Below are 13,081 nucleotides of genomic sequence, written 5' to 3'. Positions count from 1 at the left end.
TTCGTTCATGATCATAAGGCAAGCGCAGCCTTGGCGCACCGGCGGTGATGAATCCGGCCTCAGCCTTTAATTGCACCCACCATAATGCCTTTCTCAAAAAAACGGGACAGCATCGGATACAGCAACAAGAGCGGCAACGCAGAGATGACCACAATCGCATATTTCAGACCTTCCTTCACCATCATCTGGTCCGCATACTCCGCGCCCACCGATATCCCGGCCATCTCCTTGAAATCGTTCTGGACCAGAATTTCCCGCAAAATAAGCTGAAGCGGAAATTTCTCTCGGTCCGTTAAATAAATCATCGCATCAAAATAGGAATTCCAGTGGCCTACACCGTAGAACAGAATCATGACGGCAATGATCGGCATCGACAGAGGCAGCACAATCCTGTACAGCATCTGAAAATCATTGCACCCGTCCACATACGCGCTCTCCTCCAGCTCATCCGGAATCCGGGTCTGGAAGTAGGTGCGCATAATAATCATGTTGTAGGCGCTGATCGCGCCGGGCAGAACAAGTGCCCACATTGTGTTCAGCAGGCCAAGCTGCTTGTTGACCAGATAGAGCGGAATGAGGCCTCCGCCAAAAAACATCGTAAAAGCAAACAGCATCGTAAACAGCCTTTTCCCATAAAAGCGCTTTCTTGACAGCGGATAAGCGCCGAGCACCGTCATCCCAATATTGATCGCGGTCCCGGTCAGCGCATACAGGAGCGTATTTCCATAGCCCCGCCAGATTTCGCTGTTCTCGAACAGCTTGGCATAGCTGTCCAGGTTGAAGCCCGCGGGATACAGCAGCAGCGGCTTGTCCCAAAGCTGACGCGGATCGGAGAACGAGGCAAACAACACGAACAGCAGCGGGTACAAAATAACAATTGTAATGAGGATCGCCAGCACGAGGAGGATCGCATCGGCCAGCTTCTCCCCCGGTGTGCGCTTGATGTTCAGCAGCACGGCTCACACTCCCTTCTTGAATGAACTTTGCCTTCTACCACAGGCTTGTTTCGCCCACTCGCCGGGCCACCGCGTTCACGATGATCAGAATGATAAAGTTAATGATGTTGTTGAACAGCCCGACGGCTGCAGAGAAGCTGTACTGCGTATTCAGCAAACCGCTTTTGTACATATAAGTGGAGATGACCTCCGAGGTTTCCAGATTCATGGCGTTCTGCATGAGCAGAATTTTCTCGAAGCCAACACTCATAATGCCGCCGGCACTCAGGATCGACAGAATGACAATCGTCGGTATGATGCCGGGAAGCGTAATGTGCCAGATGCGGCGGAGCTTGCTTGCCCCGTCCATATAGGCCGCTTCATACAGGTCTGGAGAAATGCCGGAGATCGCCGCGCTGTAGATGAGCGAGGACCAGCCAATGCCCTGCCATACGCCCGACCATACATACAGATGCCAGAAGTTTGAAGGCTCGGCCAGGAAATCTTTCGGCTGACCGCCGAGTGCAACGAGAATGGAGTTAAAGACACCGTTGGTTGGAGAGATGAAGAAAAACAGAATGCCGACCGCAACAACGACCGAGATGAAGTGAGGCGCATAGGAGATCGTTTGGGCGAAGGAGCGGAATTTGCGGCTGCGCAGCTCGTTGAACAGAAGCGCAAGCAGAATCGGTGCAGGTATGCCGACAAGCAGCCCGTACAAGCTGATCCCGAGTGTATTTTTTAAGATAGTCCAGAAGTAATAAGCATTGAACAGCCGCTCGAAATGATCGAAGCCGACCCATGGACTGTTCCAGATGCCTAACCCGGGCATAAAATCTTTAAAGGCGATCTGCACGCCGTACATCGGCCAGTAATGCCAGATCAGAAAATAGAGCACCGCCGGTGTAATAATGATGTACAGCCCGAGATTTCGTTTCAGCTGCTTCTTCGCATATGTCCATCTCCCCGGGCTTGTTGCCGGCTCCGCGGACGCCGAGTTTAACGGTTTTAGCGGGACGCTCATACAGAATTTGACCTCCTTTGTGCATGGAATCATGAAATCGACCGCCTGCCTTCAAGCAGGCCAATCTCCTGTGACCGGATGGTTTCTATGGGAAGAACAACGCATCCTTATCCACCATATGCGCGATCACCTCCGCCTCTTAATTTGTACTACCATTTTTTTGCGACTCTCATATTTGTTATAACACATTCTAGTGAGAACTCATTTTACCGTCAATATCCCTTGAAAAAACGTTACTTTAGTATCATTCTCCCGAAATTTGTTATGACAAATAACGACATGAACCTGGGCTGATATGGCTGGATAAACCGAATTTCGACAGAAATCCGATCTAGCTCCAGTACGCTATAGGCATAATTCACTACCTGAACAGCTCCATGCGACAGGCCTAATGGATAGCGGATGATATAACAAAACGCCCCGCTCACTCCTGCTCAGGCAGAAAGGATCGGGGCGTGTAGCACCACATATGTTATTGTCACAGCCTCAAGGCGGAGGACAACTCCACCCTTAAAACGGATGTCTTGTCCGGGATGCCTTGTCCAGGCTGGCGTGTAACCGAGCAATGGTGTCATTCGGTTAACGCTACATTCCTTCATCACCCGCTTCGTGCCATCCTGACGAGTCCTCGGCCAGTATCCGCAGCGTTTCCGGGTCCAGTTCACCCAGCCGCCACAACACGATATCCGAAATGCCCGCAGCCTCCGCCTGCTTGATCCATCCCGCAAGCGTAATACCATCGGCATACCATACCGTGTGCTTCGCCCCCTGCTCATCGTTGTACTCAAAAAACAGCGCTCCGCTATCCGGATCCCGCTTCGGATCATCTGCGCTCAGCTCCGCCAGCTCTCCTGCCCGCTTCTCGGTGACGGCAACAACGCTGCCGTCTTCACTCCAGGCAAACCCGCCTGTAGCCAGCGCCAGTTCATGCTCCCCCGGAAGACCGTTCAGCTTGCCCGCCAGTTTCCGGATTAATTCATGATCCGCCTTCGGTCCGGGCCCGCTGTGACCGCCATACAAATTATAGGCCATCATGACATAGGACGGCCCTTCCGGCAACCGCATTGCATCCAGATCTGCGCCAGGCTCAAGCACCACCCGCAGGCTCAGTCCTTCCTTCCGCAGACGCTCGTACAATTCCTTATAAAATCGGGACAAGCGGCTCCAGTCTGTCGGCTGCACCTTTTCGTAATCGATCTCCACCCCGGAGAATCCGTACCTTACCGCTGTCGCAGCGATCTCCTCGATATGGCGGCTGCGCGACTCCTCCGAAGAGATTAGGCGGGATACGAGCCCGGGGTCCTTCTGTACGATCACACCGCCGTCCTGGAAGTAATCATTGACAATCGTCAGCAGCATGCCATGTATTCCCGCCTCCACGGCCGTCTCCCGCACGCGGGGCAGCCCCTCTGCAAATGCCGGCGTAAAATGGAGCGCATCCGACGCATCATAATAAGCCGCAAAAAAACGAACACTTTCCAGCTGGGAGCCTAGAAGCTGCAAATCCTCCGCACCTGCCTCCCACTGCCAGTCGGTGACCCAGGCGGACAGCGAAATCGAAGCTGCCGATGAGCCTACAGGCTCCCCGGCGTCTCCTCGCTGTTCTCCACCCCATATGACAAAGACCACGGCCAATATGCACACTGCCAGAGCAGCTGCGGCAACAGCCCATCGTATAGCCTGCTTGCTCATCGGACCATTCCTTTCGCGCTGCTTATCAGAAGTTATCAATGGCCCAATCCACTACGGTGTCAAACATGTTTCTTGCTTTCACCGCCGCGCCTTTCATCCCGGTCTGCTTGCTTGTGAACAGCACGGTACGCTTGTGATCCGGAAGCTCTTCCGTGGTCACCGTCACCTGATCAAATATCGCATCATAAATGTCATCCTTCTCATTCTGCTCGTGATACTGCGCTTCAAGGGCTACGCCGCCAGTGCGGATCGAAGGGTCGATGGACAAACGCTCGAGAATGACCTGCTGATCCGCGATAATGCGTACGGAATTGCCGGTAACCGAAACTTCCAGCTGCCGCTTGCCCGGAATATTGATCGGGTATTCCGGCTCATCCTGACGGGCGCCGGACTGGGTTTGTGCCTTGGAATAGACCGTCGCTTTATCAAATCGGAGATCTTCTTCGCCCCACTTCACATCCGACAGCTTGTAGGTGAACAGCTCCTTCGGAAGCTCGCCCTCCTTCTTCTGCTCCAGCCGAATGACGTTATTGTCCAGCAGTACGCGGAGATATGATGACTTTGCTCTGTCATGCCGGATGTAGATCGACTGCTTTCCAACGACGTTGCCGAGCAGCGTTGCCGAGACGGTTGTTGTCGCATCAAACGCCGCCTGCTCGCTGCCGTTCAGATACACCGTCCCTTTGCCGGACGGAGGCGAAGTGACGATGATCTGGCTGCCCGCGAACTCGGCGGCTCCGTCGAGCAGGCTCCATTTCTCCGCGAGCGCTTCATCACCGCGAACGAACTGCAGACGCTCGCCGGTATCCTTGCGAAGCTTCATCAGGAGATGATTGGTCGACCAGTAAGGAGCAGGCTGGACCCGCGTCAGGTTGTGCGGTCCGCTGTCCTTCGTGTTCCAGGCACTCCCTTCGCGGCTGAAGTTCAGCTTGAACAAATCTTCAATCTGTGACACATTGGCGTCCCGAACCAGATTGTTCATCCCCTGGTCAAGCGTTTTCAAATCAAATACGGTATTGACCAAAATAGCGGTCAGCAGCACCAGCAGGAATACCTGCACAACGACCTTCATTTTTTTCCTGCGATTTTTTCTATCCACATTGAGCGCCGGATTGCGCTTGTTATCCATTACCGTCATCCTCATTTCAATATCCTCGGACACCGGTTGATGCCGTTATCCGGTTAATCCGCCTTTGCGCTTGCGCGCTTCTTTCTTCAGTCTGGCTTCCACATCCTGCGGCGTGTCCCGGGTCCCCCAGGTGGACTTCCAGAACGTAAACCAGGCGACCGGCATCTGCCACAGCAGCACAAACTCATAGAACAGGCAGAATACAAAACCGAATATCCACAGCCTGCTCTTGCGCAGCAGCAGATGGGCCAGGCTCATCAGCATCGCCATCATCAACAGCCCCAGCAGGAACGTTCCCGGGAAGATGCCGTGCACAATCGGCACATACATCAGGTTGTAGGCAACAACGATCGGGGCGGCGATCGGAACGATCAGGCCGACGTAGAAGAACAGCGCCATGAACGGCTCCTTGCGCCATATGAATCCGCCGGCCCGAAGCGACTCCCGCAGCCAGGAGCGTTTCCAGCGCATCTGCTGCTTCAGAAACACGTCGACCCGCGAAGGTACGATTGTCGAGCAGACCGCGGAATCCTGATAGCCTGTGCGATGCTCCTTCAATATAAAGTTGGTCATGCTTCGGTCATCACCGAATGTCGCCGGCTTGCCAAGAAACTTCTGGTTCAGCCAGTCGTCGGCATACTTCAGCACCAGATCCTTGCGGTAACAGGACAGCGGCCCGGACAGACAAGTGACGCTGTCAAACCACGATTCCGCAGCCTTCATAATGCGGAACGCGATATAATACCGGACCGTCTGCAGCTTCGTAATGGAGTTGGTATATTTGTTCTCCACATCGGTCCGTCCGGCCACACCGCCCATTTTCGGGTCTTGGAAAGGCTGGACCAGATGGCGGATCGCCGTCGGGTCCAGGAAGCTGTCCGAATCCACAAACACGACCAGATCATGCTTCGCCATCTCTACCCCTTTGACAAGTGCGGCCCGCTTGCCCGCATTTTCAGGCAGCACTGTATAGAAGAGCCGATCCTTCGTTGCATAGCGCTCTGCCTCGTTGTGGATCGTCTCGATCATATCCCTGATTCTCTCCACCGACTGGTCTGTCGAGCGGTCATCCACCACGATGACCTCCAGCTTATCGACCGGATAATCCTGGTTCATACAGCTCAGAATCGTTCGCTTAATCCATTCCGCTTCATTGAAGCATGGGATAATGATCGATACGCCGGGCGTATAGCTCGGGTTAATCGGAACATCCCGGTACAATGCGCCAAACAGGTAGCGAGTCAGCAAAAAGGCCGCCGCAATCAAGCTGTACAAGTACAGCACCATATTATATTTGAAATAGATCAGACTTTCGGTCCGAAGCAGCATAATGAACAGCACGGTGCCGAGCAGAAGCGCACTGGCGGAATACACCGAGTATCCCCAGCGCTTGCGCTGCATGTATTCCGTGAGCGGCTTCGCGAACTCCATCGCCAGCATATATTCCACTTGTCCCGCCTCGCCCTGGGCCTCGAACCTGCGCACGACCGTCGCGTCGATCTTCACCCCGGATTCGAAGCCCTCCGGCATTGCGCCTGGCGGAATGTTGAACCTCGCCCTGATCTTGTCCCCCGGCTTCAGTTCCGGATGTTCGGACGGCAGCCTCAGGAGAAGCCCGGTGGCCGAAATATCCGATGCTTGTGCGCGGATGCCTTCACGCCGCCTCCACTGCCCTTCACGTTGCACCAGCACGTCAAAGTCGGCGGCATACCGCAGGCTAAGCATCCGGAGCTTCTCCAAGTATTCGGTATCGGACAGATCAGCATCCAGGACATGTCGGCCTCTTCGATCTGCCGACACCCGAATCTGCTCCGGGTCCGGAACATAGGACAACCGTCTCCGGTCGGCTCGCGGCTGTGTCAGAACCTCTTTCATTTTTTGGCGTCGTTTATTAAATATCACAGCAATTTCTCCAATCTATCAGCTTACAAGCTCCAGTAGCGGAAGCCTCTGCTCTCGCATTCCGCCCGGTTATAGGCACCCTTCACATCAACCAGAATCCGTTCGTCCGCCGAGCCGAACATCCGCTCCACATCAGCGAGGGATAAAGCTTTGAATTGACGGTGCGGCACCGCCATAATGGCCATGTCCAGGCTGTGAAGATCGGTCATCTCCGACAGCTCGATGCCGAACTCTTCATACGCGTGTGCCGGTTCGATATAAGGATCTACTACCAGCGGCTGAACTCCGTATTCCCGAAGCTCCCGAATCAGGTCAATGACCTTGGAATTGCGAATATCGCGGCAATCCTCCTTGAAAGCCAGCCCCATGACGGCCACTTTGGCGTTTCGAAGATCCAGGCGATACTTCACGGCAAGCTTGATCGCCTGCTGCGCCACATACTTACCCATGCCGTCATTGATGTGCCTCCCGGCTAGAATAATTTTGGAATGATATCCGAGATCCTCTGCCTTGTAGGTCAGGTAGTACGGGTCAATCCCGATGCAATGCCCGCCCACCAGGCCGGGCCTGAACTTGAGGAAATTCCATTTCGTCTCCGCCGCACGCAGCACCGCGTTCATATCGATCTCCATCTGGTGAAACAGCATCGACAGCTCGTTCATGAACGCGATGTTAATATCGCGCTGGGCATTCTCGATCACCTTGGCCGCTTCCGCGACCTTGATGCTCTCCGCCCGGTGAACACCGACCTCGATAATGAGCTCGTACAGCCGGGCCACCGTATCCAGCGCCTCCCCATCGCTGCCAGACACAATCTTCACGATATTCTCCAAACGGTGCACCTGATCCCCCGGGTTGATGCGCTCCGGCGAATAGCCGACCTTGAAGTCCTCGCCAAGACGCAGCCCGGACGCCTCTTCCAGAATCGGCGCACATACTTCTTCGGTGACCCCGGGATATACCGTGGATTCGAATACCACCAGCGATCCGGGAGTCAGCGCTTGACCGACCATCTGGCTAGCCCCGCGCAAAAATTTCAGGTCCGGCACATTGCCGCTTTTCACCGGTGTCGGAACAGCGACGATGAAGCAGCGGGCCTCCTTCAGCTTGTCCGGATCGGAGGTGAACGCCACGGTGCTATCAGCCAGCTCCACCCCAAGCTCGCCGGTAGCATCAATGCCCTGCTGATAGAGCGCAATCTTCTCCTGGCTCAAATCAAAACCGATAACATCCACCTTTCTCGAAAAGGCAACGGCCAGCGGCAGCCCGACATAGCCAAGCCCCACCACCGCAACCTTGTCGGTACGGTTCACAATATTGTTGTATAGTCCCATCCCTAATTCCTTTCCCTGGCACCGCTCTGATGCTCGATCATATCCGCCATTTTCACAAAGGTATATCCCTTATCCTTCAGTCCTGTCAGCACGCGCGGCAGCGCTTCAATCGTATGAAGGCCATCCAGCATATGCAGCAGAATGACGCTTCCCTCTTCCGTCTTGGTCATAATGCCGTTCACGATGTCATCCGCTGTATTGCTCGTATCCCAGTCAAGCGTAGTCACGTCATACATGGCCATGATCGGATAGCCGGTTGCCGCAATGGCCTTGGCACGCAAATCATCGACCACGCCGGTTGGCGGCCGAAACAGCATGACCGGCTGCTCCTGTATCGCTTCGGTGATGACTTGATGGGCCTTGACCACATCCTCCTGCAGTTCCTCGGGAGTCAGCGTTGTGACAACAGGGTGACTGTAGGTATGGTTGGCTACATCATGGCCGCCCTCCAGCATCGCCCGGGCCAGGTTCGGATTGTCCTCCACCCCTTTTGCCCGAAGGAAGAAGGTTACCTGTACATCATGCTCCTCCAAAATATCCAGAATCTGCGTTACCGTCTTGTCGCTTCCGAAATCATCAAACGTAAGCGCGACTTCTTTGCGGTCCGTTCTCGCTTTATACACCAGCTCATAAGCAGCATCGTGATAGTCCGGGTTGATCTTGGCCGCATCATAACCCGGAATGGATGCAAGCGGCTTGCGTTCGCCGCCATTCTCAACCAGCTCATCCAGTGTGATCAGCCGGTATCCGATGTCTTCCGCTGCCTGAGCAATATACTTCACCGCGGCCACAACTTCCGGATTGATGTCCGTGTTCATGGAAATAATACCGCCCCGGGTCATATACCGGGCGACATATTCCCCGATCTCCTCTGCGCTTTGCATGTCACGGTCCCGCGGATTAATTTTATAGCTGACCACAGCCTTCATTCCCAGATGTGCAGCCGCTAGCGGAACGTCCTCTGGGTAGTCTCCAGATCGTGTGCGAACATAGCGGGGCTTCACGCCCGTCTCGCGCTCAATGACCTCGTTAGCCAGCTGGATCTCCTTATATATGCCGTCATAATCAAGCGTGCTCATATCGAGCTGATTCAGCGTATTATTCTCAATTTCATGCCCGCGGGCCGCAATCTCCTTGGCGATATCCGGCTCCTCCGCGACCCTGACGCCCGGGAGAAAGAACGTCGCCTTCACCCCGTGTGCATCCAGCTCATCCAACAGCGCTGTCATCGTCTTCTGGTCCCCCATGCCATTAAAGGTAAGGGACAGCTCCTTTCGGGCGGTGTACACATAGGAAATTTCCCTGCTCTTATCCCCTTCATACCGTTCCACTGCCGGGGCCGGCGCTTTGACCTCGCCCTTGATCGTGCCTGATGGATGGCCCAGCAGACTGCATCCTCCAAACACCGGAATAATGGTTAGCAATATTAAAAACCGGAATCCTGAAAACATTGTCTCTTTTACTTTAACTTTCATTTCCACGCCTCTCTCTCAACCAATAACCACGTCTTTTGACTTATTTCAGAAATGGAATATACCGCCAAAGAATCACCTGCTATGCTGTCAATGTAACCGGAGCCGCCTTTCCAGCCTAGGAAGTTTGACATAGCGACTCATAGTATACGACCGGCTTCTCTACAATTCCTATACAGCCTGACAGCATGCTGTCAGGGGTCATTGATGCAGAAATGATAAAGGTGCTCATTTTCATTTCATGCCCATGCGCGAAAAAGCCCGTGAACACGCAAAAAAAGGCCGAAAACCAGCTCGGTAAGAGCCAGTCTTCGGCCTTTTATGTTTTTTTTATGAACAATGTACATTTCTTGTATGCTTGTGATGTTCAGTACGGTGCAGCAAAGGGTCCACAACTGACATCAACGTTCTTCTTCCGCCATGGACATCCTTCGATCCATCCACGCCTGATAGTGATGAACGGCCAGACCGGCGAACGACGGATGCCCGCTGCCGAGCGTTGCCGCCCGCTGTGCTTCCTCCTCCATCGCCTGCTCGCTTTTGGAATAGAAGGTCAGATGGTCGCCCTCGTCCGTGTTGCCGAGCTCCATGCCAATCCATACCTGCTTGCCAAGCTCATCCGCCTGTTCAAGCTCCTGGCGGGACAGTTCGTACATCAGCTCCCCATCGTCACGGTAGGCCATGACGGCAATGGCATCCATTCTGGATATGATCCAGCGGCTGAACGATCCGGAACCGGACGGGCCAGGAATCCTATCGAGCCAGAATGGAACCGCGGCGCTGATATATAGCCCTTGCCGGGACACTTCCCTTGCCCATGCCGACATATTGATGCTCCATTCCGCGACGACCTGCTGCTGCTCCTGCTCCCATCGCTCTCTCACATAGGGCTCCACATCAAACTGAATGCCGTCAAACCGTTCCTCCTGCCGGGATGCCGCGTGAAATCGCTCCAGCCAGGAGAGCAGCTTCATCCCCTCATCAAGTCCCTGCGAATAGGCCCATTCGGGATGCCCGTCCAGCGCATGAACCTCAATGCCAGCCTGATGCGCAAGCGCATTGAAACGGCGATAGTCCTCATCCCGGACTTCCTGCTGAATTTGCAGAAAGATCGTCGTGATCCCTTCATTCATACTGAAGGAGACGATCTCCTCGGCTTGGCTGCGGATCAGCTTCGCTTCCCACACCCAGGTCGCTTTGTTCTCATTCACCGAAGGCGAAGGGAGAAGAAGAGGAAGAAGGACGAGCAGCAAAAGTCCGGTGAGCCCTGCCAAGATGAACAACCTTGCCCTTGCCGATACGTTCTTCATTCCTCGCCTCCATTCTTTTAGGCTAATACCGCCTCGCCAGGCTCAGGGATGTGCTGGACGGAATGACCGATTTTATAAATATGCGGCTTGGCATGTGCTTTAAACGCATTCCGCGTATCCAGGATCGGAACCCCAAGGGAAGCGATGGTGCCATAATCAAATCGGCTGTGGTTGGTGATAAGCACCATGCAATCATACCGGCTGAATGCCGACAGATCGTATTCAATGCTGCGGACCGTCTCCCCTTGCTTGTTCATAAAGGAGGTCGCGTAAGGATCATAATAATCCACCGCAGCTCCGTTCTCCTTGAACAGTTCATAGACCTCAAGCCCCGGTGATTCCCGCAGATCGCTGATATCCGGCTTGTACGCCATGCCGAGCAGCAAAATTTTGGATCGTTTGACCGATTTGGCGTATTCATTCAGAATGGTGGCTGTTTTATTGATGACATAATAAGGCATGTTGTCATTCGTCGACTGGGCCAGCTCGATAAATTTGCTGTAGAAGCGATAGCCCTTCGCCTTCCAGGACAGATACATTGGATCAAGCGGAATGCAGTGGCCACCAATGCCCGGTCCCGGATAGAACGGCATGAATCCGAACGGCTTCGTCGCCGCTGCGTTGATCACCTCCCACACGTCAATCCCCATGCGGTCGCACATCATCGCCATTTCATTCACAAAGGCGATGTTGACACTGCGGAACGTGTTCTCCAGCAGCTTGGACATTTCCGCAACCTTCGGACTGCTCACCGGCACCACCGTCTCCACATATTGGCTGTACAGCGCCTCGCCCAGCTTCAGGCATGCTTCGGTCGTTCCGCCGATCACCTTCGGCGTGTTCCGCGTATTAAACCGGCTGTTGGACGGGTCGACACGCTCCGGCGAAAAGCACAGGAAGAAGTCTTGGCCAACCTTGTATCCAAGCCTTTCCATCTCGCCCTGAATCAGCTCCTCGGTTGTGCCCGGATAGGTCGTGCTCTCGAGTGTGATCAGCGCTCCCCGCTTCATGAACCGCTTCAGCTGGTCCACCACCATCGTAATGTAAGAGGTATCCGGGTCCTGATTCTCGCTCAGCGGAGTAGGAACACAAATGCTGACCGCATCAATGACCGCGAGCATGCTGTAATCGGTCGTCGGCTTGAAACGTCCGGTATCGATGCAGGCGGCAAGCTCTTCGGATGAAATATCGGTGATATAGGATTCGCCACGGTAAATACGTTCGATTTTATCCGCGTCCAGATCAATGCCCACCACGGTAAATCCTTGCTTCACCATCTCTACGGCCAGCGGCAGCCCGACATACCCCAAGCCAACGACACCCAAAACAGCCTTTTTGCTTTCAATTGCGTTCAATAACGTTTTGTATTCCTCATTCACAAGCACTCAACCTCCATTGGATGTGTATAGTCTGTTGCTCCAGCTCCAGCATCAGCGACAACAAGCTTCTTATCGATTTATTGCAAGCAGCGGCGGATGCGGGCGTCCAGCTCGACGGGCGAGAACGGCTTCGTTACGTAATCGTCCACGCCGCTTTCAAAGCACTGGCTTATCGTCTGCTCCACCCGTTTTTCGGTCAGCACCACAATTTTGGGCGGATGCTTCACCGCAAGCTGCTGGATATGATGAATGAACGGCAGCCCGTCGATCCCGTGCAGGTTCAGCTCCGTAATCATCAGATCCGGCTCCCACTTCACGATCAGGTCAAGCGCCTCCAGGCCATCTGCAGCCTGCAGCGTTTCATATCCTTGCATCGCCAGCCGAATATGCAGAAAATCGCGCACGGCCGCATCCTGATCGACGATCAATATCCGGCCGCGGCCCCTTTCAGATTCCTGCTCTGTATAAATATAAATATCCGAGCTGGTGCTCAGGCGAGTCGCTTCCGCCATCTGTTTGATCACAGACGAAGCTGGCGGTTCTGTCAGGGCAGCAAGCGTAATCCGAGGCTCGCCCAACCTCTGCTCCTCCAGCAGCTGCTTCAGCAGAAGCGCCTCATAATGGGCAGCATCCAGAGAATAGCCCGGCAGCGTCACCGCCAGCGTCCGCATTGCCGCATCCTCCCGAACTTGTGCGCCTGATGCGGACAGCTGCTCCACATAACCGCGGACAGCATCCTTCATCTCGCTCAGACGGTCGGCGCTGTACAGAAACATCAGCGCAAAACCGCTGCCTCGATGCTGGCGAGCTTCTTGTTCCAGCTCGTCGTATAAATCTGTTGACTGTACACGCTGCAATGTAGCTTGAGACATGATCCACTCCACCTCTCTTTAATTATTGAATG

At 54.3% G+C, this 13,081-nt stretch carries 10 protein-coding genes; all 10 read right to left on the bottom strand.

Features of this window, described 5'->3' with window-relative positions; genetic code table 11:
• Window positions 1-59 precede the first annotated feature (59 nt).
• Window positions 60-956 (bottom strand): carbohydrate ABC transporter permease, encoded by an 897-nt coding sequence (locus tag CHH75_RS09270; protein WP_095263358.1) that lies wholly within the window; start codon window positions 954-956, stop codon window positions 60-62.
• 34 nt (window positions 957-990) lie between these two features.
• On the bottom strand, window positions 991-1,959 hold the full coding sequence (locus tag CHH75_RS09265; protein ID WP_095263357.1) for an ABC transporter permease: 969 nt from the start codon (window positions 1,957-1,959) through the stop codon (window positions 991-993).
• A gap of 585 nt (window positions 1,960-2,544) precedes the next feature.
• Window positions 2,545-3,651: a glycoside hydrolase family 18 protein gene (locus CHH75_RS09260; protein WP_095398027.1), complete on the bottom strand. Its 1,107-nt coding sequence runs from the start codon at window positions 3,649-3,651 to the stop codon at window positions 2,545-2,547.
• A 25-nt stretch (window positions 3,652-3,676) separates the two neighbouring features.
• Window positions 3,677-4,789: a hypothetical protein gene (locus CHH75_RS09255; RefSeq protein WP_141235824.1), complete on the bottom strand. Its 1,113-nt coding sequence runs from the start codon at window positions 4,787-4,789 to the stop codon at window positions 3,677-3,679.
• A 36-nt stretch (window positions 4,790-4,825) separates the two neighbouring features.
• Window positions 4,826-6,655 (bottom strand): glycosyltransferase, encoded by a 1,830-nt coding sequence (locus CHH75_RS09250; RefSeq protein WP_155617462.1) that lies wholly within the window; start codon window positions 6,653-6,655, stop codon window positions 4,826-4,828.
• A 50-nt stretch (window positions 6,656-6,705) separates the two neighbouring features.
• Window positions 6,706-8,016 (bottom strand): nucleotide sugar dehydrogenase, encoded by a 1,311-nt coding sequence (locus CHH75_RS09245; protein WP_095263353.1) that lies wholly within the window; start codon window positions 8,014-8,016, stop codon window positions 6,706-6,708.
• Between the two features lie 2 nt (window positions 8,017-8,018).
• Complete coding sequence (locus CHH75_RS09240; RefSeq protein WP_244908059.1) at window positions 8,019-9,491, bottom strand: polysaccharide deacetylase family protein; 1,473 nt, start codon at window positions 9,489-9,491, stop codon at window positions 8,019-8,021.
• 398 nt (window positions 9,492-9,889) lie between these two features.
• On the bottom strand, window positions 9,890-10,798 hold the full coding sequence (locus CHH75_RS09235) for a glycoside hydrolase family protein (protein WP_095398025.1): 909 nt from the start codon (window positions 10,796-10,798) through the stop codon (window positions 9,890-9,892).
• Between the two features lie 17 nt (window positions 10,799-10,815).
• Entirely contained in the window at window positions 10,816-12,177 is a 1,362-nt protein-coding gene (locus CHH75_RS09230; RefSeq protein ID WP_095398024.1) for a nucleotide sugar dehydrogenase, read from the bottom strand.
• A 77-nt stretch (window positions 12,178-12,254) separates the two neighbouring features.
• Window positions 12,255-13,049 (bottom strand): response regulator transcription factor, encoded by a 795-nt coding sequence (locus CHH75_RS09225; RefSeq protein ID WP_095398023.1) that lies wholly within the window; start codon window positions 13,047-13,049, stop codon window positions 12,255-12,257.
• Window positions 13,050-13,081 lie beyond the last annotated feature (32 nt).

Source organism: Paenibacillus sp. 7541 (assembly GCF_002276395.1).
Classification (GTDB): Bacteria; Bacillota; Bacilli; order Paenibacillales; family Paenibacillaceae; genus Paenibacillus_AQ; species Paenibacillus_AQ campinasensis.
Note: the sequence above shows the minus strand (reverse complement) of the source record. Positions and strands in the feature narration are given on the sequence as shown.